Origin of the sequence: Caballeronia jiangsuensis, from assembly GCF_046030135.1 — a bacterium.
Lineage (GTDB): Bacteria > Pseudomonadota > Gammaproteobacteria > Burkholderiales > Burkholderiaceae > Caballeronia > Caballeronia jiangsuensis.
The window spans coordinates 36,661-61,565 of record NZ_JAQQDB010000042.1 but is presented as its reverse complement, the minus strand read 5'-3'; the positions used below and the strand labels follow the sequence as shown (position 1 = coordinate 61,565).

The window sequence follows — 24,905 nt, the reverse complement described above, 5'->3', positions numbered from 1 at the left end:
CGCGCTGCGCGCTTCATTGCATGTCGATGCGGCCGTACACGCCGTCGGCTTCGAAGTTCGGTCCGGCCGCGAAGAAGAGCGTGTTGGAGGGCTGCGCGCTCAGGTTGTTGCCGAACGCGATGCCCCACAAGCCGCGCTGCACGAGCGGCGTGCCGTCCGTATTCATGAACTGGCCGACGAACGCGCCGCTATTCGGATCGAACGCGTTGATCGTGCCGTCGCCGAAATTGCCGACGAGAATATCGTTGCTGAAGGTGCCGAAGTTGCCGGGCGCCTGCGCGATGCCCCATGGCGCATTCAGCGGGCCGTTCGCCGCGAAGCGCTGCGTCAGGTTGCCGTCGAGGTCGAACACGTCGACGAAGCCCTGGCCCGCGCCCGGCACGTCGTCCTCGGCATCGCTGTCCTGCTTCGCGTAGGTGACGAAGATCTTCGAGCCGATCGCCTGGATGCCGAAGGGCGCGAAGCCCGCCGGGATCTGCGTGTCCGTGAAGCTGCCGGGCACGACGATTTTCGTGAAGGTGCCGTCGAAGACATCGATCCTGTTGTTGTGGAAGTCGGTGGCATAGAGACGATGCCCGCCCGCCGCCGTGGTGGCGATCGCCAGTCCCTTGTAGATGGCGCCCGATGCGCTCGAATCGACGGCGGTGAACGCGTGCGTCATGTCGACGGCGGGCGCCCACGCGGTGATCGAGCCGCCTTCGCCCGCGAAGATGAATGCGGCGACGCCCGATTTGCCGTTGCGCGCGAGCGTGAGATCCGGTCCTTTGTTGAAGACGATTCCGGTGGGATTGGCCGGACCGTTCGCGGTCGCGGGAATCGACACGACGAGCGATTGAACGACGCCGTTGCCGTCATACAGCGTGGCCGTTTGCGTGCCGTTGTTGGCGACCCACACGAAGCCGTTCGGATTGAACGCGACGCCCCAGCCGTTCTTCAGGTTCGGGTCCGTGTGCGGCGCGGGCACGGCGCCATCGGATACGACGATCGACATCTTGAAGCGTGTCGCCGCCGGCATGTTGTCGCTCGAGCTGCCGCCGCCGCACGAGGCGATGCCCGTCAATGTCACGACCGCGGCGGCGCAGACGATGAAGCGGCTCCACAATCCGGATTGCATGATGGTGACTCCTTCGGCAGCGGTGCGCCGTCAGTTCGTTCGTCACCTCTAAACGGATGGGCCTCGCGGCTTATTCCGTTCGCAATCCGTGCGCTTGTTTCGATGCGTGTCAGTGCGCGTCGCCGCGTCCCTTCGATGTCACCGGCACGCCGAGCCCGAAAAGCGTGAAACGCGAGTCGTCGTCATCGCTCGACATCGCGGGGTGCCGCGAGCCTGCGGTCCAGCGGCCGTCGAAGGTCATCGTCGGGACGATCGGCTTCGGTATGCCGCTGGCTTGCCGGAAGTACTCGGTATTGGTCTCGTTCTGCACGGCGAGCGCACGGCGCAAGGTCGCCTGCGTTTGCCCGTTGCGCGGATCGAGCGACACCGCGCGGCGCGCATTGCGCAATGCGCACGCGGCGTCCATGTTCGCGACGCAATTGCGTGCGCTCGCCATCGCGCCGTCGCGCGCACGTTCCTGACGCGACAATTCGGCCGCGAGCTGCTGGATTTCCGGACTGCGCGGCTCGCTCGCATAGAGGCCGCGCATATGGCGGCGCGCGGTCGTGAGATCGCGGTTGGCGAGCGCTTGCTGGAGCGACGCGATGCTTCGCGCGACGGCAGCGGGAAGCGGGTCCGCGACCGGCAGTGCCGGATGCGCGGCGGGTTTTTCGGCGGCTGCGATCGTCGGGGTGGTTCGCGGCGGCTCGGTCGTGCGCGTGATGGGCGTGGGCGTTTGAGTCGACGGTTTTGGAGGGATTGGGGCTGCTGCTGTCAGCGTCGTCGTGCTGACACGCGGTTCCGGTTTCTGCATCGATGCGATGGCCGGCGTCGCCGGTTTGATCGACGGCGCGGCGGCCGCGACCGGCGTGCTCGTCGTCGTGTTCGGTGTTGCGGGCTTCGCAACGGCTACGGCCGCGGATGACGCGATGCCGGGCGACGGCGGATTCGCCGTGGTGTGTGCCACTGGCGCGGCGGGCATCGGCGGCTTCGCGGGCGCGGCGGCAGCCAGCGTGCTGGCCGATGCAGGCGCGCTCGTCGCGACGACAACGCGCGGTTCGACGCGTGGTGCGACCGGCGGCGCTTCCGTCGTCGCACGCGCTACGACCGGGACGCTCGACGGCTTCACCGGTGCGGCGGCAGCCAACGTGCTCGCCGATGCAGGCGTGCTTGCGGCGACGACGACGCGCGGCTCGATGCGCGGTGCGACTGACGGCGCTTCCGTCGTCGCCCGCGCTGCGACCGGTACGCTCGGCGAGCCAGAAGCGTGTTCTTCGCGCGCATGATTCGCCTTCGCCATCACCGACGACGCGGGGGCGGCTGCCTGTGCATTCGCCGAATCCGCTTTGGGCCGCATCAACGATGCATGCCGCGCAACGTCTGCGCCCTGCGCGCCGGAAGCGCGGTCGCGAACCGAGCCCGCCACGCTGATGCCCGGGTCGTCGCTGACCGGCGGGGCGTTGTCATCCAGACGCGCATAGAAGTACCCGCCGACCGCGATGCTCGCGACCACGCCACTGACCAGCACGGCGATGGTCGTATGTGCGGACTTGCGGCGCTGCTCCTGCGCATCGCCAGGCTCGATGAAGTTGGGATAGGACGTCAGCATCCTGCGGCGCACGAGGCGCTGCAGCCAGTGGCTGTCATCCCAATCGACGATATCGAGTTGCGCAGGCACCGGCACGGGCGCGCGGGTCTCCGCGCGGCTCGTGAAAATCGCGCCCTGGCGATCGGCGCCGCAGGACGGGCAGGTGTCTTCCTCGGCTGGCGAAACCGTGCTGCAGCGTTTGCAGATGACGGAGTCGAGTGACAGCGAGTATTCAGGTCGATTCATGTCGTACCCTTCTTCGAGTTATGGCTCGACGCATCGCGCGAGCGGGTCACGACATCGAGATGGTCCTAAGCAACCCGAAATGCGGGCGCTGCGCGAGCGAGCATCCCCGTGATGCTCCTCGCGCCGGGATTCTGAATGCCGATGGGAGGTATTTTTGCGGCGCGCGGTTAAACGCGTCTACGCGATTGCGCACATTCGCGAATCGTGACGTCAGGGAGAAACGATAACGACGCCTGTACGGACACGACATAGCCATCTGGATGACTTCCCGCAAATGTTTGCGCGGGCGAAATTGCGTGTCATCAGGTACGAAAGGATGATGACAATGCAATCGAACGGCTTTGACGCGACGGCGCGGCAGTTGATAGTCGGACTGCCGCTGTTCATGGGCACGATCGAATACATCTTGCGAGTGGCGCTGAAGCAGCCCGGGAAGGACGATTTCTTTCCGATCTCGCTCGTCGCCTCCAGCGTCAGTCTGAACATTGCGCTGGCCGCGCTGCCGGGCGAACTGCGCGGCGGGTTCAGGACGTCGGCGCAACGAATCGGTCAGGCGATGTTTATCGCGAATCTGGGAATTTTCGCCTCTCTGATTGGCGTGCTCCTGTGGATATACTTGCTCGTGGCTTCGTTTAGTGAAGAAGTCCGAGGAATCTTGCCGCTTCATCCGTTGCAAGATTCTTTGGTCTACTACGTATTTTCAATCGTGGCGAATGAATGGAAGGCGAGGGTGGCAAGATGATGAACTTCGTATTGGGATTTTTTAGGGAGTATTGGCCTGTCGTCCTGGCGTGCGCGTTCGCGAGATACGGTGCTCCCGTTGTGGCGGACTGGCTTTTTCGCCATTTCCCGAAGGAAACGCCTCAGGGCAGAACGGAGCGGCGTTCGGGCGTCGATTGACGCGGCTTGACGCGAATAGATCAACGCGACGCGATCTTGGAGTGCGTCCAGGAACAGCCTGACCCAAACGCAAAAAAGCCGCTCACGACGGAGCGGCTTTTTCACTAATCTTGGTGCCCAGGGCCGGAATCGAACCGGCACGCCTTGCGGCGGGGGATTTTGAGTCCCCTGCGTCTACCAATTTCACCACCTGGGCCTTGATCGACTCGTACAGCAACACACCGCAGCAACAAGCCAATCGAGTCGGCGATTATGACCGAAAACACCGACGCCGGCAAGCAGCAACGACGGCGTTTTCGCAAGCTCGGAAATTACTGGGCGAGATACGTGAACGCGCCGTTCCTGATCACGCCCATCACACTGGCGCGCTGATCCAGGCCAACGTGATCCGTCGCGCTCGTATTCACGACGCCGTTGGGCACGACGAGCTCATGCGCGTGCTCCAGTTCCGAGCGCAGCGCCACGCGAAACTCCTTCGTGCCCGGTTTGCCGGACTTGAGCGCCCGCGCGACGGCGTCCTGCAGACGCGGATAGACGCCCGCCGCATCGCCCGCGAATTGCGTGACCGTGCCCTTGCCGTACTTGTCCTCGTAGGCGTTCACGAACGCGAGCGCGGCCTTTTTCGACGGATGATCCGCCGGCAGTGTCCGGGCGACGACGACCGGCTGCGTCGGGAACAGCGTGCCTTCCACGTCCTTGCCGCCGAGCTTGATGAACTCGGGCGTCGCGATGCCGTGCGTCTGGTAGATCGCGCCCTTGTAGCCGCGCTCGACGAGCGTGCGCTGCGGCAGCACCGTCGGCGTGCCCGCGCCCGCGATCAGCACCGCGTCCGGCTTCGCGGCCATCAGCTTGAGAATCTGGCCGGTGACGCTCGCATCGGTCCGGTTGAAGCGCTCGCTCGCGACAATCCTGATATGGCGCAGATCGGCGAACTTGGTGAACTCGTTGAGCCAGCTATCGCCGTAGCTGTCCGCGAAACCGATGAAACCGACGGTCTTCACGCCGTGATTGGCCATGTAGCGCGTCATCACGTCGGCCATCGCGCGGTCGGTCTGCGCCATCTTGAATGCCCACACCTTCTTGCCTTCCTGCGGCTCCACGACCGAGGCCGAACCAATCAGCGTGATCATCGGCGTTTCGGATTCGGCGACGGGATCGAGCGCGGCAAGCGCGGCGGGCGTGATGTTCGGCCCGACGATCACATCGACATGATCCTCGCTGATGAGCTTGCGGATGTTGCGCACGGCCGCGCCCGGGTCCGAGCCGTCGTCGAGGATGATGTATTCCGCGTTCTGCCCGGCGATGGTCTTCGGCCACATCAGCATCGCGTTCTTGCTGGTGATGCCGATCGCGGCGGCAGGGCCGGTGCTCGACAGGTCGATGCCGACCTTCAGTTGCGCGTGCGCGGCCGCGGCGATTACGGACAAGGCAACGCCGGCAGCGAGCCGGCGCGTGAACTTCGACAGCGTCATCGGAAAGGTCTCCAGGGGAGGGAATTTTTTGAGGCAGCGTGCGCCGCCATTTTATTCAGAGCTCGTAGCTTTCGTGCTCGCCGGTAAGCGCCTGTTCGATCAGCTTGCGGTTCAGCGAGGGCGACAGCAGCTCGACGAGCGTATACACATAGCTGCGCAGATACGCGCCCTGCTTGAGCGCGAGGCGCGTCACGTTCGTGCCGAACAGATGTCCGACCGGCATCGCGCGCAGATGCTTGTCGCGCTCCGGATTGAACGCGATATCCGCCAGAATCCCGACGCCGAGCCCCAGTTCGACGTAAGTCTTGATCACGTCCGCATCGATGGCCTCGAGCACGACGTCCGGCGTCAGATTGCGCCGGGCGAACGCCTGATTGATTTTCGTGCGCCCGGCGAACGACGCCTCGTAGGTGATGATCGGGTATTGCGCGAGATCGTCGAGCGTGAGCGTCTTGCGTTCGAGCAGCGGATGATCCGGCAGCATGACGGCGAGGTGCTGCCACTGAAAGCAGGGCAGCGACACCAGTTCCTTATAGTTGGCGATCGCTTCGGTGGCGATGGCGATATCCGCCTGATCGTGGATCACCATCTCGGCGACTTGCGTCGGGCTGCCCTGCAGGATCGAAAGGTGGACCTTCGGAAAGCGCTTCTTGAACTCCGCGATCGCGGCCGGCAGCGAATAACGCGCCTGCGTGTGCGTCGCCGCGATGACGAGATTGCCCTGATCCTGCGCCGCGTAATCTTTACCGACGCGCTTCAGACTTTCCACTTCCTGCAATATTTTCTCGACCGACGCGAGGATGATGCGCCCCGGCTCCGTCAGTGATCTCACGCGCTTGCCGTGCCGCGTGAAGATTTCGACGCCCAGCTCGTCCTCCAGCTCGATGATCGCCTTCGAGACGCCCGGCTGTGATGTATACAGCGCCTTCGCGGCTTCCGTCAGGTTGAAGTTCTGCCGGACGGCCTCGCGCACGAAGCGGAACTGGTGCAGATTCATATATAACTCAGCCGCATATCAAAGTAATTTTTCAGTCGTTTGCAATATATAGCAGGTTCTTTACTATCAGTCCAATTTTTCCAATATCCATATCTCTATCTGTCATAAGCAAATGAGCGTTTCGTCTGAACGACGCTCGCGACAGGGACTCAATGGATATTCGATGGATGAGACGCGCGACGTAACCTAGGACGCCGCGCCTTGACAAGAACTTGGGGCCCCCGAATGTACCAATACGATCAGATCGACCAACGCATCGTCGACGAACGTGTCGCGCAGTACGCTGACCAGGTCCGCCGCCGGCTGTCGGGCGAATTGACCGAAGAGGAATTCCGTCCGTTGCGTCTGCAAAACGGCCTGTACATGCAGCGTCACGCGTACATGCACCGCATCGCGATTCCGTACGGCAATCTGCGCAGCGACCAGCTCCGCATGCTCGGCACGATCGCGCGCGAGCACGACCGCGGCTACGGTCACTTTTCGACGCGCACCAACATCCAGTTCAACTGGGTCGAGCTCGAAGAGACGCCGGAAATCCTGCGCAAGCTCGCTTCGGTGCAGATGCACGCGATCCAGACCTCGGGCAATTGCATTCGCAATATCACCGCCGACCAGTTCGCCGGCGTCGCGCCCGACGAGCAGGTCGATCCGCGTCCGTGGTCGGAAATCCTGCGTCAGTGGTCGACGTTCCATCCGGAATTCGCGTGGCTGCCGCGCAAGTTCAAGATCGCGGTGAACGGCTCGGCGGAAGACCGCGCGGCCGTGCAGATCCACGATCTCGGCGTGTATCTGAAGAAGAACGCGCAGGGCGAAGTCGTGATGGACATTCTCGCGGGCGGCGGTCTCGGCCGCACGCCGATCGTCGGCGCGATCATCAAGCGCGATCTGCCGTGGCAACACCTGATCACCTACTGCGAAGCCGTGCTGCGTGTGTACAACCGCTACGGCCGCCGCGACAACATGTACAAGGCGCGCATCAAGATTCTCGTGAAGGCGCTGTCGGCGGAGAAGTTCTCGAAGCAGGTCGAGGAAGAGTGGCAGCATCTGAAGGATGGCCCGTCGACGATCACGCAGGAAGAAGTCGATCGCGTGTCGCAGTTCTTCGCGCCGCCCGTGTACGAAAAGCTCGCTGACACGGATGCCTCGTATGAAAAGCATCTGATCGAAAGCAAGCCGTTCGCGCGCTGGGTCGAGCGCAACGTGCGTCCGCACAAGGTGCCGGGCTATGCGTCGGTGACGCTGTCGCTGAAGCAGCGCCATATCGCGCCGGGCGACGCCACCGACAAGCAGATGGACGACGTCGCCGCGCTCGCCGACGAGTTCTCGTTCGGCGAAATCCGCGTGTCGCACGAGCAGAACCTGATTCTCGCGAACGTGAAGAAGCGCGACCTGCATACCGTGTGGGAACGCGCGAAGGCGCTCGGTTTCGCGACGGCGAACATCGGCCTTCTGACGGACATCATCGCGTGCCCGGGTGGCGACTTCTGCTCGCTCGCGAACGCGAAGTCGATCCCGATCGCGCTCGCCATTCAGGACCGATTCAACGATCTCGACTACGTGCACGATCTCGGCGACCTGTCGCTCAACATTTCGGGCTGCATCAACGCGTGCGGTCATCACCACGTCGGCAACATCGGCATTCTGGGCGTCGATAAGGACGGCTCGGAGTGGTATCAGTTGACGCTCGGCGGCGAGCAGAGCTCGGGCGCGACCGGCGCGCATCTCGGCAAGGTGATCGGCCCGTCGTTCTCGGCCGAAGAGATGCCCGACGTGATCTCGCAAGTGATCGATACCTTCGTCGACAACCGCATGGAAGGGGAACGCTTCATCGAGACGTTCGGCCGCATCGGCATGGCGCCGTTCAAGGAGCGCGTGTACGCATCGCGCCAGGCTCACGCTTAAGGATTTGCAAATGACGTTGATCATCAAGAACCGCGCCGTAGTCGAAGACGATTTCACCGTCGTGCGTGCCGCCGAAGACGGCGCGTTGCCCGCTGTCGATGCATTGCCCGCCGGCAAGATCATCGTGCCGTTCGCGCTGTGGAAAGAGCACAAGTCGGCGATCGTCGCATCGCGCGCGAAGGAAGACATTGGCGTGTGGCTCGCGCCGGATGACGAACCCGCGGACCTCGCGCCGGACTTCGGCGTGCTGTCCGTGATCGCGGTCGACTTCCCGGTGTTCCGCGATGGCCGCGGCTTCTCCATCGGCCGCCTGTTGCGCGAGCGTTATCAGTGGACGGGCGAACTGCGCGCGATCGGCGACGTGCTGCGCGATCAGGTGCTGTTCCATTCGCGTTGCGGCTTCGATGCGTTCGCGGTGCGCGCGGACAAGGACATCAACGACGCGCTCAACGCGTTCAACGAATTCACCGAGCTGTACCAGGGCGCGACCGACAATCTCGAACCGCTGTTCCGCCGTCGCGCGGCGCTCGTCGCAGCTCTCGGAGCCTGATGCATGACCCCTGAATTGCAAGCCAAGGTTGAACGCCTGGATGCGCTGCTCGATTCGATCGCGGCGCGCCATCAGAGCGTCAAGCTAGCCAGCAGCCTCGCCGCCGAAGACATGGTGCTCACACACGCCATTCTTTCGCGCGGCGTGAAGATCGGCATCTTCTCGTTGAACACGGGCCGCCTGCACGCGGAAACGCTCGGCATGCTCGACATCGTGAAGACGCGCTACGGCTACGACATCGAGCAGTTCCATCCGCAACAGGACGCGGTCGATGCCTACGTGCGCGATCACGGCCTGAACGCGTTCTACGAAAGCATTGATTTGCGCAAGAGCTGCTGCCATATCCGCAAGGTCGAGCCGCTCAATCGCGCGCTGTCGGATGTGTCCGCGTGGGTGACGGGCCAGCGTCGCGAGCAATCGGTGACGCGCGCCGAGCTGCACGAGGAAGAGCACGACGCGCCGCGCGGCATCGCGAAGTTCAATCCGCTCGCGGACTGGAACGAAACCGATGTATGGGATTACCTGAAAGCCTTCGATGTGCCGGTGAATCCGCTGCATGCGCGTGGCTATCCGAGCATCGGCTGCGAGCCCTGCACGCGCGCGGTGCGTCCTGGCGAAGACAGCCGGGCGGGCCGCTGGTGGTGGGAATCGCGCGACACGAAGGAATGCGGCCTGCACATCACGAACATCAAGATCGTCGAAGAAGCTCCGAGCTCGGCGATCTAAGGCGCACAAGACGCCGCATCAAACCCTGTCATTGAACGCATCGTCGCTTTGGAAATCGCATGACGCTGCATAAAAAAGGATCGACGAACATGAGCACGACGCTCGACTCAACCGTCACCGCACCGATCGCCAACAAGGCGACCCGCATGGATCACCTGGATTGGCTCGAAGCCGAGTCGATCCACATCATTCGCGAACTCGTCGCGGAATGCAGCAAGCCCGCGCTCCTGTTCTCGGGCGGCAAGGATTCGGTCGTCGTGCTGCATCTCGCGCTCAAGGCGTTCGGTCTCGGCGCGGGCCGCGCGACCCAGTTGCCGTTCCCGCTGGTGCATATCGACACGGGTCACAACTTCCAGGAAGTGATCGACTTCCGCGACGCCCGCGCGGCCGAAATCGGCGCGGAACTGGTCGTCGGCCATGTGGAAGATTCGATCAAGAAGGGCACCGTGCGCCTGCGTCGCGAGACCGATTCGCGCAATGCCGCGCAAGCGGTGACGCTGCTCGAAACCATCGAGGAATACGGCTACACGGCGATGATCGGCGGTGCGCGCCGCGATGAAGAGAAGGCGCGCGCGAAGGAGCGCATCTTCTCGTTCCGCGACGAATTCGGCCAGTGGGATCCGAAGGCGCAGCGCCCGGAACTGTGGAGCATCTACAACGCGCGTCTGCATGCGGGCGAGCATCTGCGCGTGTTCCCGATCTCGAACTGGACCGAGCTCGACGTGTGGCAATACATCGCCCGCGAGAAGCTCGAACTGCCGTCGATCTACTACGCGCATGACCGCGAGATCATCCGCCGCAACGGTTTGCTCGTTCCGCTCACGCCGCTGACGCCGCTGCGCGAGGGCGAAACGTCGGAAGTGGCGCAAGTGCGTTTTCGGACCGTCGGCGACATCAGCTGCACGTGCCCGGTCGCGAGCGACGCCGACGATGTCGAGAAGATCATCGCCGAAACGGCCGTGACGGAAATCACGGAGCGCGGCGCGACGCGCATGGACGACCAGGCGTCCGAAGCCGCGATGGAACAGCGCAAGAAACAAGGTTATTTCTAAGCCACACGCCCCAAGGAACCAAAGAATCATGAGTATTTATCAAGCTGAAGACCTGGGCGTGTTGCGCTTCATCACGGCGGGCAGTGTCGACGACGGCAAGAGCACGCTGATCGGCCGTCTGCTGTACGACAGCAAGGCTGTGCTGTCGGACCAGTTGTCGGCGATCTCGCGTGCGAAAAACAAGCGCACCGTGGGCGACGAAATCGATCTGTCGCTGCTGACGGACGGCCTCGAAGCCGAGCGCGAGCAGGGCATCACCATCGACGTCGCGTATCGCTATTTCGCTACCGCCAAGCGCAAGTTCATCATCGCCGATACGCCGGGCCACGAGCAGTACACGCGCAACATGGTGACGGGCGCATCGACGGCGCATGCCGCGATCATTCTCGTCGACGCCACGCGCGTCACGTTCGAGAACGGCGTCGCGCAACTGCTGCCGCAGACGAAGCGCCACAGCGCGATCGTCAAGCTGCTCGGCCTGCAGCACGCGATCGTCGCGATCAACAAGATGGATCTGGTCGATTACAGCGAAGCGCGTTTCAACGAAATCCGCGATGCGTATGTCACGCTCGCGCATCAGCTCGGTCTGACGAACGTGCGCTTCGTGCCGGTGTCGGCGCTGAAGGGCGACAACATCGTGACGGCGAGCGAGCGCATGCCGTGGTACGCAGGCGAGCCGCTGCTCGATCTGCTCGAATCGCTGCCGGTCGCGCAGCCGAACGATCAGGCGCTGCGTTTCCCGGTGCAGTGGGTCGCACGCCAGGACGGCTCGCAGGCCGACGATTTCCGCGGCTACATGGGCCGCGTCGAGGCGGGCGAAGTGCGCGTCGGCGATTCGATCCTCGTGCTGCCGGCCAATCGTGAAGCGAGCGTCGCCGAGATCATCGCGCCGGTGCCGGGCGGCGTCGCGCCGGTGGATCGCGCTTTCGCGGGCCAGACGGTGACGATTCGCCTGACGGAAGATGTCGATGTGTCGCGCGGCGATACGTTCGTGCCGGCATCGCAGAAGGTCGAGCCGACCAAAAAGCTCGAAGCGGACATTTGCTGGTTCGACGAAGAGCCGCTCTCGCCGCAGCGCAAATATTTGCTGAAGCAGACGACCAACACGGTGTTCGCGCGCATCGGCGCGGTGAAGCAGGTGCTGGATGTGCACACGCTGTCGCATTCGGTCGATCGCACCACGCTCGCGATGAACGATATCGGCCGCGTGGCGCTCACGCTGCAGAAGCCGATCGTCGCGGACGAGTACGATACGCATCAGGGCACCGGCGCGTTCGTGTTGATCGACGAGGCGACGCATCACACGGTCGCGGCCGGTATGATTCGTGCCATTGCTGGCTAATATCGACGGACAAGCGTATGGGTAAGGTCTATCTGATCGGAGCGGGGCCGGGCGCGGCGGATCTCATCACCGTGCGCGGCATGCGCCTGCTCGAACAGGCGGATGTCGTGTTGCACGACGCGCTCGTAGAACCGACGATGCTCGACTACGCGCCGAATGCGAAGAAGATTGCCGTCGGCAAGCGTTGCGGACAGCGTTCGACGGCCCAGCATTTCATCAACAAGCAGATCGTCGATGCGGCGCTGGAGCATGGCGTCGTCGTGCGTCTGAAGGGCGGCGATCCGATGCTCTTTGGCCGCGCCGACGAGGAAATGCGCGCGCTCGAAGCGGCGGGCATCGCGTTCGAAGTGGTGCCGGGCATCACGGCGGCGCTTGCGAGCGCCGCGACGCTCAAGCGCTCGCTGACCCTGCGAGGCGTGGCGCGCAGCGTCGCGCTGGCGACCCATTCGCGCGCCGCCGACAGCGATGAAATCCGCGAGCAGGCAAAGGCGGATTCGCTCGTGTTCTACATGGGCCGCGACAGTGCGCCGGATATCGCGCAGCAGCTTATCGATGCGGGCCGTCCGGGCTCGACGCCGGTGGCGATCGTCGAAGCGTGCAGCACGCCGCGCGAACGCACGCTGACGTTGACGCTGGCGCGCATGGCGCTGGGCGAGGCGCAGGAATGGCTGGACCCGTCGCAGCCGAGTTTGCTGATGATCGGCGAGGCGTTTCGCGAGCGGGCGGCGGCCAAGCCGAAGGTGCATCTGAAGGGGATGCAGGCGGCGGCGTGATGCTGGTTCGACTGGCGGGCAAACGAAAAAGCGCACCGGAGACGGTGCGCTTTTTCGTTTCCGGACCTCGTGATTCAAAAGTCTACGAGCCTGATCTTCTTCTTTTTTGAGTTGGCCGCCAGAACGGTATCGAGCGTGGCGATGGTCTTTGCCTTGCAGTCCAGTGCGGTAGCGAGATGAAGCGCGTCTCCCGCACGGAGCCCGGTCGATGCGTCGAGCGTGAGAACGGCTGCGTGGTGGAATACTGGCGGCTCGATCGGTGTGAGTTGCAGATCGCTCGCGCACATTCGTTCGAAACTGCGCCACGCAAAAGCGGATTGATCTTCGGTCATCTGACCGCTTCGCCGTTTGATGCCGAGCGCACTGGCAAACTCGGTGACGCACCACGCTCCGGAAATCAGTTCGTCCCTGACGGATGCGTACCAGTTCGAAACGGCGGCCGTCATGCGCTCGTGGACGCATAACGCGACCAGAACGCTCGTATCGACGTAAATCATCAGTAGCGCGCGCCTCTGCGGAGTTCGTCGATGACGGAATCGGTCATCGGCATGGCGTCCCGTGATTCGGCCAATTCCTCCGCGAACGCCCGACGGTCCCATTTGGCGGCACGAAGGCAGATTCCGCCGTCTACCGTGAGGTTGACCTGCACCTGATCACCCTCGGAAAGGCCGGTGTGCCGCAGATAGTCGGCGGGGATGCGCACTGCGAGGCTATTGCCCCATTTGGAGATGAGCAGGTTCATGCGGAACTCGATCGGATATACGAAAAGGTATATCCGAGTATATGCTTTTCGAGTCGCGCGGCGCCACTCGGCCGATCAGCCAACGCTGATCTACCGACCGACCTGCCGCAAACAATACTGCGCCACCGCATCCAACACCGCGTCATCCTCTCCGACTGCCGTCGCGCAGGAAATGACGACATCTGGATGCGCAGCCCGGCACTTCTCGACGATCTCCGGCAAATCCTTCCTCACATGCCCGCCCTGCCCGAAGAACACGGGCACGACCGTGATCGCATCGCAGCCATCGGCGGCCAACTGGGCGACGGCGGCAGGCAAATCGGGGGACATCAATTCAAGAAACGCCAGTAAAACCGGCCCACCGCGCAAGCCGCGCAGCTTCACGACAAGGCGCTCGAACGGCTCGGCCCAGCGCGGATCGCGTGCGCCGTGACCGAACAGGATGATACCGTGCGTCTTCATCGCGCGCTCCTCGGAAGAAACGTCAGTGCCGCTCCACCCACTTCAGGCCCACCAGCCCGATCACGAGATAGGCGAGGGCGGGCGCCGCCGCGGTGATCGGCGCGGGCCACGTGTTCAGATTGCCGATATGCGAGAACAGCGTGTTGACGAGCTGAAAGCTCATCCCGATCATGATGCCGCCGAACACCTTCATGCCGACCACGCCCGCGCGCGTATGCAGATACGCGAACGGCAGCGAAAGAATCAGCATCACGAATACCGCGAACGGATAGAGAATCTTGCGCCAGAACGCGATCTGATACCGCTGCGTATCCTGATGATTTTCCGTCAGATGCTGGATATAGCGGAACAGGTTGAACATCGACATCCGATCCGGCGACACCAGCAGGACCGACAGAATCTGCGGCGTCAGCTCCGAGCGCAACGAATATTCGGGCAGCGTGCTCTGCGTCGCACGATAGACCGGATTCAACGCGTCGCCGGGGTTCGCCGCCTGCGGGGGCGCGTCGTTCAGTTGCGTGTCCGTCACGCCCGTGAGCTTCCAGTGGCCCGGCGGCTCATACACGCCGCTCTTCGCAATGCGCACGTTCGTCAGACGGAACTTCGAGTCGAATTCGTAGATGCGCACGTTGGCGATCGTCGTGTCGGGATTCAGCGTGCCGACGTTGACGAAGCGCGTGACCTGCTCGCCGTTCTCCTTGGCCGTCAACGTGTCCTTCACCCACACGCCCGACTGAAAATTCGACGACACCGACGACCCGAGCGCCTCCAGCCGCACGCGCTCGGACAGCTGGTCCGTGTAAGGCCCGACCACTTCGCCGATCAGATACGTGATGAGCACCATCGGAACGCCGATCTTCAGCAGCGAGCGCAGCGCGGCGCCGGTCGAGAGCCCCGACACGCGGAAGATCGTGAACTCCGAAGCCGCCGCCATCTGCGCGAACACGTAGATGGCCGAAATGAGCGCGGCGACGGGAATGATCTCGTAGAAGCGCGAAGGCGTCTGCAGCGCGACGCGCAGCACCGCGAGCGTGAACTTGTAATTGCCGTGCCCGACCGTGTTCAGTTCGTTGATCAGGTCGAAGAAGAAGAACAGGCCCGAGAACGCAAACAGGATGAAGATGAACGCGAGATAGATCTGGCGCGCGAAATATCGTTCGTAGATGCGCATCGCGTCAGGCCCCCTTCGACAGCGACGGGAGCTTGAACAGCGGCCGATTACGAATCCGCAGCCAGAAAATGAACGCAACGAGCGCGCCGACCACGATATGCAGTCCGACGAGACCCAAGCCGAACGACAGCTTGCCCTGTTCGATCCACGACTGCACGACGTTCAGCAGATTCGAATAGGTGAGGTAGATCAGCACGGCCATCACGAGATTGATCGTGCGGCTGCGGCGCGGGTTCTGATACGAAAGTGGAATGGCGAGCAACATCAGATTGATGGCGATGAGCGGCAGACCCACGCGCCACGCGAACTCCGCGAGATTTTCCTGAGTAGGATTGGCGAGCAGGTCCGGCGTGGAGATGCCCGTCGTGGTCGGTGTATTCACGAACTGGTGACTCATTATCTTCACACCGTATCGCTCGAACTCCATGATGCGGAAGTTCGGCTGGCCCGGCTCGCCGTCGTACCGGCGGCCGTTGTCGAGCACGATGAAGCGGTCGCCATCGGGGCGCGTTTCGGTATGACCGTTCTTCGAGACGATCACGTTGACCTTGCCGCCTTCAGTGCTCGTGACGAACACGTTCTCGACGTGCCCCTGATCCGGCGACATCTTCTCGATGAAGAACACGCGATGGCTCGACGGCGATTCGCGGAACTGTCCCGGCGCGAGCAGCGACACTTCATCGCGCTGCTGAAAGCGCTGCTTGATGAGTTTGCTCTGCTGGTTCGACCACGGCCATCCGACGAACGCGAAGAACATGATGAGAATGATGATCGGCGTGGAGAACACGGCGATCGGCTTGATGAGTTGCGTCTGACTGACGCCCGACGCGAGCCACACGACCATTTCCGAGTCGCGATACCAGCGCGTGAGCACGAAGAGAATGGAGACGAACAGCGTCACGATCAGCATGACCGCGAGATAGCCGATGACGGTGAGCCCGATCAGCACGACGACGTCTTTCGGGTCGATCTGACCTTGCGCCGCGAAGCCGACGATGCGGATCATCATCGTCGTGAGCATGATCGTGAGCAGCACCATGAACACGGCACCGGCCGTGTACGCGAGTTCGCGCTGCAGGGAGCGTTCGAAGATCATTGAATTTTTGCTTGGAGCCGGCGGCGATGCGGAAATCTTGCACGCATCTCGTGGCTTACGGGAAGGGTATTCGCTTACCCTCACGCCGCCCGCCTGTGACCGCCGTGGAAAAAATAGCGGATAATTGCGGCTTTCATCCTTCAGCCAAGATTTTATCCGAGGATAAGCGCGATGGACTTTAGCATAAAAGCCTGTGATTGGAGCAAGGGCGAGGCAAATGGTTTCCTTACCGGGAAGTCGGATGTCATCGTGCTCGGCATCTTCGAAGCGCAGACGCTCACGGGCGCCGCGCGCGACATGGACGTCGCAACCAAAGGCCTGATTTCGCGCGTCGTGAAAGCCGGCGACATGAGCGGCCGCGCGGGCACGACCCTGATGGTGCCGGAAGTCACGGGCATCGGCGCGTCGCGTGTGCTGCTCGTCGGTCTCGGCAAGCAGGACGCCTTCAATCAGAAAGCCTATGGCGAAGCCGTGCGCGCCGCATGGCGCGTGGTGCTCGGCTCGAAGATCGGTCAGGCGACCTTCACGCTCGCGCAACTGCCGATCCAGGAACGCACCGGCGACTGGGCCGTGCGCGCCGCGATCCTCGCGCTGCGCGAACTGACCTACAAGTTCACGCAGATGAAGAGCAAGCCCGACAACGGCGCGCGCTCGCTCAAGAAGATCGTGTTCAGCATCGATTCCGCCGACGAGAAAGCCGCCAAGGTCGCGGTGAAGCAGGGCGTCGCGATTGCGAACGGCATGGACCTCACGCGCGATCTCGGCAACCTGCCGCCGAACGTATGCACGCCGACCTATCTCGGCCAGACCGCGAAGAAGCTCGGCCGCGATTTCAAGCTGAAGGTCGAAGTGCTCGGCCAGAAGCAGATCGAAGCGCTCAACATGGGCTCGTTCCTGTCGGTCGCGAAGGGCTCGGTCGAGCCGCCGCAGTTCATCGTCATGCATTACCAGGGCGCGGGTGCGGCCGCGAAGGGCAAGAACGCGCCGGTCGTGCTGGTCGGCAAGGGCATCACGTTCGATTCGGGCGGCATCTCGATCAAGCCGGGCGAGGCGATGGACGAGATGAAATACGACATGTGCGGCGCGGGCTCCGTGTTCGGCACAATGCGCGCGGTCGCCGAGATGGGCCTCAAGCTCAACGTGATCGGCGTGATTCCGACCTGCGAGAACATGCCCGCGGGCAACGCGGTGAAGCCGGGCGACATCATCACCGCGATGAACGGCACGACCATCGAAGTGCTCAACACCGACGCCGAAGGCCGCCTCATTTTGTGCGACGCGCTCACCTACGCGGAGCGCTTCAAGCCCGCCGCCGTGGTCGATATCGCGACGTTGACGGGCGCGTGCATCATCGCGCTGGGGCATCACAACACGGGCCTTTTCTCGAAGGACGATGCGCTCGCGGGCGAACTGCTCGACGCGTCGCGCGAGGCGGTCGATCCGGCATGGCGTCTGCCGCTCGACGACGAGTATCAGGATCAGCTCAAGTCGAATTTCGCGGATGTCGCGAACATTGGCGGACGTCCGGCGGGCAGCGTGACGGCGGCGTGCTTCCTGTCGCGCTTCGCGACGGCTTATCCGTGGGCGCACCTCGATATCGCCGGAACCGCGTGGAAGAGCGGCGCGGCGAAGGGCGCGACGGGCCGTCCCGTGCCGCTGCTCTCGCAGTTCCTGATCGATCGCGCCGGCGCCTGAAGCAGGCATGACGCGCATCGACTTTCATACGAATGTCGGCGATCCGCTCGCGTACGCCTGCCGCCTCGCGCGCAAGGCGTACCTGAGCGGCAAGCCGCTCGTCGTGCTCGCCGAACCGCAGCGCCTCGCCGCGTTCGACGAGCAGTTGTGGACTTTCCAGCCGCTCGAATTCGTGCCGCACTGCATGGCGAAGAGTCCGCTCGCGGAGGACACGCCCGTCGTGCTCACGTCGAATCTGGACGAAGCGCCGCATCATCAGGTGCTCGTGAATCTCGGCGCGCCGGTGCCCGCGCAGTTCGCGCGCTTCGAGCGGCTCGTGGAGATCGTCGGCAGCGAGGGCGATGAACTCGCCGCGGGCCGCGAGCGCTATCGGTTCTATCGCGATCGCGGCTATGTCATCGAGACGCACAATCAGGGCGGTTAGCCGCACAGAGGCCGCGTCCGCGCTGCACTAAGCTCTGCTCACACATGGCGCTTCGCGTGAGACCCGAGTCAGCACGGATGCGCACACGCTGGCCGACAGGAGACCTTTGAATATGACCGACAAGCCCGAATCCTTCGATTCGTCCATCCCCGTTCTGACCGATGTCGTCGTGCCCGGCAAGCCGGAGTACGCGCGCGCGCCTTCCGCCGATGAAGCCGCGATCGAATACGACGCACAGCGGATCGCGGAGCAGTTGCGCGGCCGCTTCACGAGCTTCCTGACGGGCGACGCCCGCGCGCTGATCGAAGACCGCTGCCGGGAAGTGTTGCGCGAGCAATCGACGCAACTCGTGTCCGCGATCACGCGCGAAGTCGCGATGGCGCTCGAAGGCCGGATGAGCGAATGGGTGCGCGACGCGGTTGAGAACGAGTTGCGGCGGCAGCGGGGCGAATGAGCGCGTTTCATATGGAATGAAGAAGGGGCGCACGCGCGCCCCTTTTTTTATCCGCGTCGCGCGCTCGATTTATCCCGTCACCGCGCCTTTATTAGCCGGCTGCGCGAGCGCCGCGAACTTCGCCAGCACGCCGCGCGTGTACTTCGGCACGGGCTGCTTCCAAGCGGCGCGGCGTCGTGCGAGCTCCGCATCGTCTACATTCAGTTGCAAGAGCAGCTTGTGCGCGTCGATGGTGATCGAATCGCCTTCGTGCACGAGCGCGATCGTGCCGCCCGCGTACGCCTCCGGCGCGACATGGCCGACCACCATGCCCCACGTTCCGCCCGAGAAGCGCCCGTCGGTGATGAAGCCGACCGATTCGCCCAGCCCTTTACCGATGATCGCCGATGTCGGCGCGAGCATCTCCGGCATGCCCGGGCCGCCGACCGGGCCGAGATAGCGCAGCACGAGAATATCGCCGGGCTTGATCTTGTCGGCGAGGATGGCGTCCATCGCGCTTTGCTCGTCCTCGAACACGCGCGCGGGGCCGGTGATGACCGGATTCTTCAGGCCGGTGATCTTCGCGACCGCGCCGTCTTCCGCGAGATTGCCGCGCAGGATCGCGAGGTGCCCTTCCTTGTAGAGCGCCTGTTCGATCGGGAAGATGACCTTCTGATCCGCACGCGGTTTGCTCGGCACGTCCTTCAGTTCTTCCGCGATCGTGCGCCCCGTGATCGTCATGCAGTCGCCGTGCAGAAGGCCCGCATCGAGCAGGATCCGGAGCACTTGCGGGATGCCGCCGGCCTTGTGCAGATCGGTGGCGACGTACTGGCCCGACGGTTTCAGATCGCAGATCACCGGCACATTCTTGCGCATGCGCTCGAAGTCGTCGATGCTCCATTCCACTTCCGCCGCATGCGCGATCGCCAGAAAGTGCAGCACGGCGTTGGTCGAGCCGCCCGTCGCCATGATGAGCGCGACCGCGTTTTCGATCGATTTCTTCGTGATGATGTCGCGCGGCTTCAGGTCCTTTTTCACTGCCTCGACGAGCACGCGCGCCGACTCCGCGGCGGAATCGACCTTTTCCTGATCCGGATTCGCCATCGTCGATGAATACATCAGCGACATGCCGAGCGCCTCGAACGACGAACTCATCGTGTTGGCCGTGTACATGCCGCCGCACGAGCCGGTCGACGGGCACGCGTTCTTCTCGACGCCCTTGAAATCCTCTTCCGACATCCGGCCCGCCGTGAATTCGCCGACCGCCTCGAACGACGACACGATCGTCAGATCGCGGCCCTTCCAGTTGCCGGGGCGGATCGTGCCGCCGTACACGTAGATCGACGGCACGTTCATGCGCGCCATGCCGATCATGCCGCCCGGCATGTTCTTGTCGCAGCCGCCGATCACGACGACGCCGTCCATCCACTGGCCCTGCACCGCGGTCTCGACACAGTCCGCGATCACTTCGCGCGACACGAGCGAGTACTTCATGCCTTCGGTGCCCATCGACATGCCGTCGGAGATCGTCGGCGTGCCGAAAATCTGCGGGTTCGCGTCGGACTTTCTGATCGCTTCGATGGCCGCGTCCGCCAGGCGCTGCAGGCCGGCGTTGCACGGCGTGATGGTCGAATGCCCGTTCGCGACGCCGATCATCGGCTTGTCGAAGTCTTCCTCCTTGTAGCCGAGCGCGTAATACATCGAGCGATTGGGCGAGCGCGCGACGCCCTGGGTGATGTGCTTCGAGCGGCGATTGAAGGCCATGATGTGCTCCTTGAGGGGATGTTTTTGCTCTAGTGCAGCAAGAATGCAACTCCCGCGATGTGTCTGTCCAATATATTATTCAAGGCTTATTAGGTCGCAAAAAATATCAATGGAGCAGAGAAATCCGCCCATCGAGTTGCGTCTGTTGCGCTACTTCGTGACGGTCGCCGAAGAGATGCACTTCGGCCGTGCCGCCGCGCGTCTCGCGATGACGCAGCCGCCGCTCTCGCAGGCGATCCGCGCGCTGGAAGAGGCGCTCGGCGTCGCGCTTTTCGTGCGCACGAAACGGACCGTCGAGCTCACGCCCGTCGGCAAGGATCTGCTGCCGGAGGTGCGCCGCCTGCTCGCATCCGCCGATACGCTGCGTCCGCTCGCGCAGTCGCTCGCGCGCGGCGAGGCGGGCGTGCTGTCGCTCGCGTTCGTCTCCACCGCCGATTACGGCCTGTTGCCGGCGCTGCTGCGCGATTTCGGCGCGCGCTATCCCGGCGTGCGGCTGCAACTGACCGAGGCGACGAGCGACGTGCAGATCGAGGAGCTCGTCGCTGGGCGCATCGACGCGGGCCTCGTGATTCCGCCGCTGCCGCCGCGCCATGCCACGTCGCTGTCGTATGTGGCGGTGGCGCGCGAGCCGCTCGTCATCGCGATGTCCGCCGATGCCGCGCTACAACTGGGGCAGGGCGCCGACGAATGGGCCGACACGCCCGTCGATCTGCACGATCTCGCCGCCGCGCCGCTCGTCGTCTTTCCGAGGCGTCTCGCGCCGGGTTTGCATGACATCATCATGGGCTGCTACGGCGCGGCCGGCCTCACGCCGCGTATCGGCCAGGAGGCGATCCAGATGCAGACCATCGTGAGCCTCGTGTCCGCCGGGATGGGCGTCGCGCTCGTGCCGCATTCGCTGCGTCATCTGCGGCGCACGGGCGTCGTGTATCGTCCTCTGCGGCCGCTGAACGCGTCGGCGATGCTCGTCGAAACCGGCCTCGTGTGGCGCGCGGCGGAAGTGAGCCCGGTGCTCGCCGGGTTCATCGAGATCGTCCGTTCGCGGGCCGAAAGCGCGGGTTCTGTATGATTCGCCCTTGTAGTTCGCTCTAGCTCCCACATCAGAATGCTCATACATCCCAATTTCGATCCCATCGCGATTCATCTAGGACCGCTCGCCGTGCGCTGGTACGGCCTCATGTATCTGGTGGCGTTTGTATCGGCCATCGTCATCGGCCGCCTGCGTCTGCGCCTGCCTTACGTGGCTGCGCAAGGCTGGACCGTAAAGGACATCGACGACATGCTGTTTTACGGCGTGCTCGGCACGATTCTCGGCGGGCGCATCGGCTACGTGGTCTTCTATAAGGCAAGCTATTACGCGGCGCATCCGCTCGATATCTTCAAGGTCTGGGAAGGCGGGATGTCGTTCCACGGCGGCTTTCTCGGCGTGACGCTCGCGATGGTGCTGTTCGCGTATCACCGCAAGCGCACCTGGCTGCAGGTGACGGATTTCGTCGCGCCGATGGTGCCGCTCGGCCTCGCGGCGGGGCGTCTCGGCAACTTCATCAACGGCGAGTTGTGGGGCCGCGTGACGGACCCGAACGCGCCGTGGGCGATGCTCTTCCAGAGCTCGACGAACGACGACGCCATCTGGCTCGCTAAAAATCCGCAACTCGACGCGCAATACCATCTCACCGAAATCTTCCAGCGCTATCACATGCTGCCGCGTCATCCGTCGCAGTTGTACGAGATCGCGCTCGAAGGGCTCGTGCTGTTCATCGTGATCTGGACGTTTTCGCGCAAGCAGCGTCCTGTCGGCGCGATTTCGGCGCTGTTTCTGATCGGCTATGGACTGGCGCGCTTCACCGTGGAATTCGCGCGCGAGCCGGACGACTATCTCGGCCTTCTCGCGCTCGGCCTCTCGATGGGCCAGTGGCTCTCGCTGCCGATGATCATCGCCGGCGTGCTGATGATGGTGTGGGCGTACAAGCGCAATCTGCGTCTGCCGCCCGAATCGGCGAAAGCCTGAGCGATGCGGGGCGCGCGCCCCGCATCGATTCAACGCCCCATTTGCACCGAGCCCGACACGTCGACGGTCACCGTCGTCGTGCCGGCTTCCATCGCGATCGGCGCGGCCATCTTCGCATCGGCGCTCATCGCGCGCGATTGCATCATCATGACCGGACGCGGCTGCACACCGCTGTGTCCGACGTTCACTTCCCGAATCGTGAAATTGCTGTAGCCGAAGCCTTGCGCGGCGGTTTGCGCCTGCTTGCGGAAGGAATCGATGGCCTGCGTGACGAGCTTCTGCTCGGCCGCGCGCTGCGCCTCGGGCGACAGCGAGAACCCGACGCTGCCCACCTGCATCGACGAACTCATCTTGCCCGCGAGCTTCGACGCCGCCGCGAAGTCGTGCGATTCGAGCACGACCTCCGTGCGGCCGCGCCACGCGGAGATCTTGCCGTCGCGATCGGTGGATGGATACACGGTGAACGAGCCGCTCTTCGCGGTCACGCCGTCCACGCCCTTGGCTTCGCGCAATGCGGCCTCGGCGCGCTGATTCAGCGTCGCGGTGAGCGACGAGGGATCGGCCGCTTCCTGCTCGTAGAAGAGCGTGATGTTGACGACATCCTGCGGCACTTGCGCGCTCGCCTGCGCCGAAAGAGAAAGCACGCCCGAAGGTTGCGGCTGGGTAATCACCGTCTGCGCGGCGGCCGTTTGAGAAAGGGTGAACGCTGCGCCCGACATCGCGAGGAGCGCGAGTGCGGCAGCGGTTTTCTTGTTGATCATCGAAGGACTCCGAACGCGGGATATCGCGTGATTCGCGACGGGATTTAGTCGCGGCCTTCGTGTCGTAAGTTCCTTGTTAGACGAGTTGTTCGGTAATAAAGCGCCATTGCGCTTCGGTCACCGGCGTGATCGACAGGCGATTGCCGCGCGCGAGCACCTGCATGTCCGCGAGCGCCTCGTGTTCACGCAACGCGGCGAGCGGAATCAGCGCGGTCTTCTTCACGAACTTGACATCGACGAGCATCCAGCGCGGCGTTTCCTGCGTGGACTTGGGATCGTAGTAATCGCTCTTCGGATCGAACTGCGTGGGATCGGGATACGCCGTCGAGCACACTTTCGCGATGCCCGCGATGCCCGGCTCGGGGCAGCTCGAATGATAGAAGAGCACGCCGTCGCCGATCTGCATCTGATCGCGCATGAAGTTGCGCGCCTGATAGTTGCGCACGCCCGTCCACGGCAAGGTTTTTTTCGGCGCGTGCGCGAGGTGATCGATGCTCGCTTCGTCCGGTTCGGACTTCATCAGCCAGTAGCGCATGATTGTTCGTTATGCGGAATCGACGATGCAAATGAAAACGGCACCGGAAAAACCGATGCCGTTCTTTAGATAGGTCCCCGCCACGGCCGCTAGGCCGGCATCCTGAACCTGGGTTCAAGATTGGTCGCGGTAAGCAACACTTCGGGTACATCGGACTAGCGACGCGCGCGCCCGTGCTGCAAGGTTCCGCAACCGTGCCAATGTGACATTGGTTCAAGGAATATATGACCTTGGCGCACCAGGCAGGGAAACGTCACTCTACACCAATCGTTTGCCTTTCGCAGCCCCGCCGCAGTTTCTTTTTTCGATTGACATTGCGCGCCGATTGCCTCGACGCACAGACATCTCACTGCACTTCGTATTGCGCGATGACGGCGCCGAGCTGCTCGTTCATCGAATGCATCGTGCGACGGATTTCCTCGGCAGGGAAGGCCTCGCCGTGACGCACGCTGTCCTGCAACTTAAGCAATTCCGACGCCAGCGAAAGCGCTGCCATTACCGCGATGCGATCCGTGCCGCGCACGTTGCTTGCATTGCGCACCTTGTTCATCTCGGCATCGACGCGCGCGACCGCTTCGCGCAATGCGCCTTCCGTTTCCGGCGAGCACGCGAGGCGATACGGCTGCCCGAGAATGGAGACTTCGATCTGCGTAGTCGTCATGCCTTCTCTCCTTGATGATGCTCGCCGTGCAATTCCGCTTCATGTGCTTCGCGGGAATCGGCTTCGAGGAGATCGAGTTGATTGTCGGCTTCGTCATGCTGCCCGGATTTCGCGCGCGGCAGCTTTTCGAGAATCGCGTTGAGGCGTACTTGCGCGTCGTCGATTTTCGCAGAGAGCGAATCGCGTTCGGATTGCAGCGTATCGCGCTCTTCACGCACTTGCGCAAGCTCGGCCTGCACGTTCGCATAGTCGGCGCGCAGTTGTTCGAGTTGGTCTTGCAGCGCCTGGCGCGCCTGATTGTGGCGCTCGCTGATCTGGATCAGCCGGCCGATATTTCCTGACAGTGATTCGAGTTCGTTGAGCATGTGCTGCGTCCTCTAAAGACCTCGCATTTTAGCGCGGTTCAACGGAGCTTCCGATAATTGTCTCGTTTCGAGACGTAACAACATGCGATCTTGCGCTTAATCCTTCGAATCAAGCGCATGTCGACATGCATTCGTGTGCAGAAAACG

General features: G+C 63.2%; 26 protein-coding genes, 1 tRNA gene and 1 other RNA gene. 12 read left to right on the top strand and 16 right to left on the bottom strand.

What is annotated here, in order from left to right:
* Nucleotides 1-13 precede the first annotated feature (13 nt).
* Together PQR08_RS31615 and PQR08_RS31610 are read right to left on the bottom strand one after the other, a co-directional pair.
* Nucleotides 14-1,114: a TIGR03118 family protein gene (locus PQR08_RS31615; RefSeq protein ID WP_408163571.1), complete on the bottom strand. Its 1,101-nt coding sequence runs from the start codon at nucleotides 1,112-1,114 to the stop codon at nucleotides 14-16.
* 109 nt (nucleotides 1,115-1,223) lie between these two features.
* Nucleotides 1,224-2,927 (bottom strand): hypothetical protein, encoded by a 1,704-nt coding sequence (locus PQR08_RS31610; RefSeq protein WP_408163570.1) that lies wholly within the window; start codon nucleotides 2,925-2,927, stop codon nucleotides 1,224-1,226.
* A 325-nt stretch (nucleotides 2,928-3,252) separates the two neighbouring features.
* Between PQR08_RS31610 and PQR08_RS31605 the strand changes: the two genes are divergently transcribed.
* Nucleotides 3,253-3,669: a hypothetical protein gene (locus PQR08_RS31605; protein ID WP_408163568.1), complete on the top strand. Its 417-nt coding sequence runs from the start codon at nucleotides 3,253-3,255 to the stop codon at nucleotides 3,667-3,669.
* A gap of 269 nt (nucleotides 3,670-3,938) precedes the next feature.
* Here PQR08_RS31605 and PQR08_RS31600 read toward each other — a convergent pair.
* The 3 genes from PQR08_RS31600 to PQR08_RS31590 all read right to left on the bottom strand — a co-directional run bounded on the left by PQR08_RS31600 (nucleotide 3,939) and on the right by PQR08_RS31590 (nucleotide 6,296).
* Nucleotides 3,939-4,023, bottom strand: a tRNA-Leu gene (locus PQR08_RS31600).
* Between the two features lie 115 nt (nucleotides 4,024-4,138).
* On the bottom strand, nucleotides 4,139-5,299 hold the full coding sequence (locus PQR08_RS31595) for an ABC transporter substrate-binding protein (RefSeq protein WP_238209952.1): 1,161 nt from the start codon (nucleotides 5,297-5,299) through the stop codon (nucleotides 4,139-4,141).
* A gap of 55 nt (nucleotides 5,300-5,354) precedes the next feature.
* The gene (locus PQR08_RS31590; RefSeq protein WP_035508205.1) at nucleotides 5,355-6,296 is read right to left on the bottom strand and encodes a CysB family HTH-type transcriptional regulator; all 942 of its coding nucleotides are present in this window, start codon (nucleotides 6,294-6,296) and stop codon (nucleotides 5,355-5,357) included.
* Between the two features lie 225 nt (nucleotides 6,297-6,521).
* Here PQR08_RS31590 and PQR08_RS31585 point away from each other — a divergent pair, with 225 nt between their 5' ends.
* From PQR08_RS31585 to cobA, 6 genes are all read left to right on the top strand, one after another.
* Nucleotides 6,522-8,198: a nitrite/sulfite reductase gene (locus tag PQR08_RS31585; protein ID WP_238295189.1), complete on the top strand. Its 1,677-nt coding sequence runs from the start codon at nucleotides 6,522-6,524 to the stop codon at nucleotides 8,196-8,198.
* 10 nt (nucleotides 8,199-8,208) lie between these two features.
* Nucleotides 8,209-8,748: a DUF934 domain-containing protein gene (locus tag PQR08_RS31580; protein WP_408163565.1), complete on the top strand. Its 540-nt coding sequence runs from the start codon at nucleotides 8,209-8,211 to the stop codon at nucleotides 8,746-8,748.
* Between the two features lie 3 nt (nucleotides 8,749-8,751).
* Nucleotides 8,752-9,474, top strand: a complete 723-nt coding sequence (locus PQR08_RS31575; protein WP_408163563.1) for a phosphoadenylyl-sulfate reductase — start codon at nucleotides 8,752-8,754, stop codon at nucleotides 9,472-9,474.
* An 89-nt stretch (nucleotides 9,475-9,563) separates the two neighbouring features.
* Nucleotides 9,564-10,526 carry a sulfate adenylyltransferase subunit CysD gene (gene cysD, locus PQR08_RS31570; protein WP_187607295.1) on the top strand — a complete coding sequence of 321 codons (963 nt, stop codon included), beginning with the start codon at nucleotides 9,564-9,566 and terminating at the stop codon, nucleotides 10,524-10,526.
* Nucleotides 10,527-10,554: 28 nt separating this feature from the next.
* Nucleotides 10,555-11,868 (top strand): sulfate adenylyltransferase subunit 1, encoded by a 1,314-nt coding sequence (locus tag PQR08_RS31565; protein WP_284508913.1) that lies wholly within the window; start codon nucleotides 10,555-10,557, stop codon nucleotides 11,866-11,868.
* A gap of 17 nt (nucleotides 11,869-11,885) precedes the next feature.
* Nucleotides 11,886-12,641, top strand: a complete 756-nt coding sequence (gene cobA, locus PQR08_RS31560) for a uroporphyrinogen-III C-methyltransferase (protein WP_408163560.1) — start codon at nucleotides 11,886-11,888, stop codon at nucleotides 12,639-12,641.
* Nucleotides 12,642-12,715: 74 nt separating this feature from the next.
* Here the strand turns inward: cobA and PQR08_RS31555 are convergent, their stop codons facing one another.
* The 5 genes from PQR08_RS31555 to lptF form a co-directional block, all read right to left on the bottom strand.
* A complete protein-coding gene (locus PQR08_RS31555) occupies nucleotides 12,716-13,138 on the bottom strand; it encodes a type II toxin-antitoxin system VapC family toxin (protein WP_238209957.1) in 423 nt (140 codons plus the stop codon).
* Complete coding sequence (locus PQR08_RS31550; RefSeq protein WP_187607293.1) at nucleotides 13,138-13,383, bottom strand: AbrB/MazE/SpoVT family DNA-binding domain-containing protein; 246 nt, start codon at nucleotides 13,381-13,383, stop codon at nucleotides 13,138-13,140. The genes PQR08_RS31555 and PQR08_RS31550 overlap by 1 nt, the downstream gene beginning before the upstream one ends.
* A 90-nt stretch (nucleotides 13,384-13,473) precedes the next feature.
* Nucleotides 13,474-13,845: a sirohydrochlorin chelatase gene (locus PQR08_RS31545; RefSeq protein ID WP_408163558.1), complete on the bottom strand. Its 372-nt coding sequence runs from the start codon at nucleotides 13,843-13,845 to the stop codon at nucleotides 13,474-13,476.
* A gap of 22 nt (nucleotides 13,846-13,867) precedes the next feature.
* Entirely contained in the window at nucleotides 13,868-15,016 is a 1,149-nt protein-coding gene (gene lptG, locus PQR08_RS31540) for an LPS export ABC transporter permease LptG (RefSeq protein ID WP_187607291.1), read from the bottom strand.
* 4 nt (nucleotides 15,017-15,020) lie between these two features.
* Entirely contained in the window at nucleotides 15,021-16,112 is a 1,092-nt protein-coding gene (gene lptF / locus PQR08_RS31535; RefSeq protein WP_187607290.1) for an LPS export ABC transporter permease LptF, read from the bottom strand.
* Between the two features lie 171 nt (nucleotides 16,113-16,283).
* On the opposite strand from lptF, the gene PQR08_RS31530 reads away from it, so the two are divergent.
* The 3 genes from PQR08_RS31530 (at nucleotide 16,284) to PQR08_RS31520 (ending at nucleotide 18,685) form a co-directional block, all read left to right on the top strand.
* A complete protein-coding gene (locus PQR08_RS31530; RefSeq protein ID WP_035508228.1) occupies nucleotides 16,284-17,807 on the top strand; it encodes a leucyl aminopeptidase in 1,524 nt (507 codons plus the stop codon).
* Nucleotides 17,808-17,814: 7 nt separating this feature from the next.
* A complete protein-coding gene (locus PQR08_RS31525; protein WP_187607289.1) occupies nucleotides 17,815-18,231 on the top strand; it encodes a DNA polymerase III subunit chi in 417 nt (138 codons plus the stop codon).
* 112 nt (nucleotides 18,232-18,343) lie between these two features.
* Nucleotides 18,344-18,685, top strand: coding sequence for a DUF2486 family protein (locus PQR08_RS31520; RefSeq protein WP_187607288.1), 342 nt, complete (start codon nucleotides 18,344-18,346; stop codon nucleotides 18,683-18,685).
* A 69-nt stretch (nucleotides 18,686-18,754) separates the two neighbouring features.
* Here PQR08_RS31520 and ilvD read toward each other — a convergent pair whose 3' ends face one another.
* Nucleotides 18,755-20,428: a dihydroxy-acid dehydratase gene (ilvD, locus tag PQR08_RS31515; protein WP_408163555.1), complete on the bottom strand. Its 1,674-nt coding sequence runs from the start codon at nucleotides 20,426-20,428 to the stop codon at nucleotides 18,755-18,757.
* Nucleotides 20,429-20,537: 109 nt separating this feature from the next.
* Between ilvD and PQR08_RS31510 the strand changes: the two genes are divergently transcribed.
* Nucleotides 20,538-21,497 (top strand): LysR substrate-binding domain-containing protein, encoded by a 960-nt coding sequence (locus PQR08_RS31510; protein WP_408163553.1) that lies wholly within the window; start codon nucleotides 20,538-20,540, stop codon nucleotides 21,495-21,497.
* Between the two features lie 36 nt (nucleotides 21,498-21,533).
* Nucleotides 21,534-22,436, top strand: coding sequence for a prolipoprotein diacylglyceryl transferase (gene lgt / locus PQR08_RS31505; RefSeq protein WP_238209975.1), 903 nt, complete (start codon nucleotides 21,534-21,536; stop codon nucleotides 22,434-22,436).
* A 29-nt stretch (nucleotides 22,437-22,465) separates the two neighbouring features.
* Here lgt and PQR08_RS31500 read toward each other — a convergent pair whose 3' ends face one another.
* From PQR08_RS31500 to PQR08_RS31480, 5 genes are all read right to left on the bottom strand, one after another.
* Complete coding sequence (locus tag PQR08_RS31500) at nucleotides 22,466-23,197, bottom strand: SIMPL domain-containing protein (RefSeq protein ID WP_408163552.1); 732 nt, start codon at nucleotides 23,195-23,197, stop codon at nucleotides 22,466-22,468.
* Nucleotides 23,198-23,273: 76 nt separating this feature from the next.
* Nucleotides 23,274-23,732 carry an EVE domain-containing protein gene (locus PQR08_RS31495; RefSeq protein ID WP_035508242.1) on the bottom strand — a complete coding sequence of 153 codons (459 nt, stop codon included), beginning with the start codon at nucleotides 23,730-23,732 and terminating at the stop codon, nucleotides 23,274-23,276.
* A 70-nt stretch (nucleotides 23,733-23,802) separates the two neighbouring features.
* A non-coding RNA gene (ssrS, locus tag PQR08_RS31490) (6S RNA) lies at nucleotides 23,803-23,984 on the bottom strand.
* Nucleotides 23,985-24,078: 94 nt separating this feature from the next.
* Nucleotides 24,079-24,393: a cell division protein ZapA gene (locus PQR08_RS31485; protein ID WP_035508245.1), complete on the bottom strand. Its 315-nt coding sequence runs from the start codon at nucleotides 24,391-24,393 to the stop codon at nucleotides 24,079-24,081.
* On the bottom strand, nucleotides 24,390-24,758 hold the full coding sequence (locus tag PQR08_RS31480; protein ID WP_187607283.1) for an ATPase: 369 nt from the start codon (nucleotides 24,756-24,758) through the stop codon (nucleotides 24,390-24,392). Before PQR08_RS31480 ends, PQR08_RS31485 begins: the two co-directional genes overlap by 4 nt.
* Between the last annotated feature and the right edge of the window lie 147 nt (nucleotides 24,759-24,905).

Coding starts and splice junctions, on each gene's coding strand:
- PQR08_RS31480 (WP_187607283.1), bottom strand. CDS start 24,758: ATGCTCAACGAACTCGAATCACTGTCAGGAAATATCGGCCGGCTGATC.
- ilvD (WP_408163555.1), bottom strand. CDS start 20,428: ATGGCCTTCAATCGCCGCTCGAAGCACATCACCCAGGGCGTCGCGCGC.
- PQR08_RS31520 (WP_187607288.1), top strand. CDS start 18,344: ATGACCGACAAGCCCGAATCCTTCGATTCGTCCATCCCCGTTCTGACC.
- PQR08_RS31545 (WP_408163558.1), bottom strand. CDS start 13,845: ATGAAGACGCACGGTATCATCCTGTTCGGTCACGGCGCACGCGATCCG.
- PQR08_RS31525 (WP_187607289.1), top strand. CDS start 17,815: ATGACGCGCATCGACTTTCATACGAATGTCGGCGATCCGCTCGCGTAC.
- lptG (WP_187607291.1), bottom strand. CDS start 15,016: ATGCGCATCTACGAACGATATTTCGCGCGCCAGATCTATCTCGCGTTC.
- lgt (WP_238209975.1), top strand. CDS start 21,534: ATGCTCATACATCCCAATTTCGATCCCATCGCGATTCATCTAGGACCG.
- cobA (WP_408163560.1), top strand. CDS start 11,886: ATGGGTAAGGTCTATCTGATCGGAGCGGGGCCGGGCGCGGCGGATCTC.
- PQR08_RS31605 (WP_408163568.1), top strand. CDS start 3,253: ATGCAATCGAACGGCTTTGACGCGACGGCGCGGCAGTTGATAGTCGGA.
- PQR08_RS31575 (WP_408163563.1), top strand. CDS start 8,752: ATGACCCCTGAATTGCAAGCCAAGGTTGAACGCCTGGATGCGCTGCTC.
- lptF (WP_187607290.1), bottom strand. CDS start 16,112: ATGATCTTCGAACGCTCCCTGCAGCGCGAACTCGCGTACACGGCCGGT.
- PQR08_RS31565 (WP_284508913.1), top strand. CDS start 10,555: ATGAGTATTTATCAAGCTGAAGACCTGGGCGTGTTGCGCTTCATCACG.
- PQR08_RS31555 (WP_238209957.1), bottom strand. CDS start 13,138: ATGATTTACGTCGATACGAGCGTTCTGGTCGCGTTATGCGTCCACGAG.
- PQR08_RS31530 (WP_035508228.1), top strand. CDS start 16,284: ATGGACTTTAGCATAAAAGCCTGTGATTGGAGCAAGGGCGAGGCAAAT.
- cysD (WP_187607295.1), top strand. CDS start 9,564: ATGAGCACGACGCTCGACTCAACCGTCACCGCACCGATCGCCAACAAG.
- PQR08_RS31585 (WP_238295189.1), top strand. CDS start 6,522: ATGTACCAATACGATCAGATCGACCAACGCATCGTCGACGAACGTGTC.
- PQR08_RS31595 (WP_238209952.1), bottom strand. CDS start 5,299: ATGACGCTGTCGAAGTTCACGCGCCGGCTCGCTGCCGGCGTTGCCTTG.
- PQR08_RS31610 (WP_408163570.1), bottom strand. CDS start 2,927: ATGAATCGACCTGAATACTCGCTGTCACTCGACTCCGTCATCTGCAAA.
- PQR08_RS31615 (WP_408163571.1), bottom strand. CDS start 1,114: ATGCAATCCGGATTGTGGAGCCGCTTCATCGTCTGCGCCGCCGCGGTC.
- PQR08_RS31500 (WP_408163552.1), bottom strand. CDS start 23,197: ATGATCAACAAGAAAACCGCTGCCGCACTCGCGCTCCTCGCGATGTCG.
- PQR08_RS31550 (WP_187607293.1), bottom strand. CDS start 13,383: ATGAACCTGCTCATCTCCAAATGGGGCAATAGCCTCGCAGTGCGCATC.
- PQR08_RS31485 (WP_035508245.1), bottom strand. CDS start 24,393: ATGACGACTACGCAGATCGAAGTCTCCATTCTCGGGCAGCCGTATCGC.
- PQR08_RS31510 (WP_408163553.1), top strand. CDS start 20,538: ATGGAGCAGAGAAATCCGCCCATCGAGTTGCGTCTGTTGCGCTACTTC.
- PQR08_RS31580 (WP_408163565.1), top strand. CDS start 8,209: ATGACGTTGATCATCAAGAACCGCGCCGTAGTCGAAGACGATTTCACC.
- PQR08_RS31590 (WP_035508205.1), bottom strand. CDS start 6,296: ATGAATCTGCACCAGTTCCGCTTCGTGCGCGAGGCCGTCCGGCAGAAC.
- PQR08_RS31495 (WP_035508242.1), bottom strand. CDS start 23,732: ATGCGCTACTGGCTGATGAAGTCCGAACCGGACGAAGCGAGCATCGAT.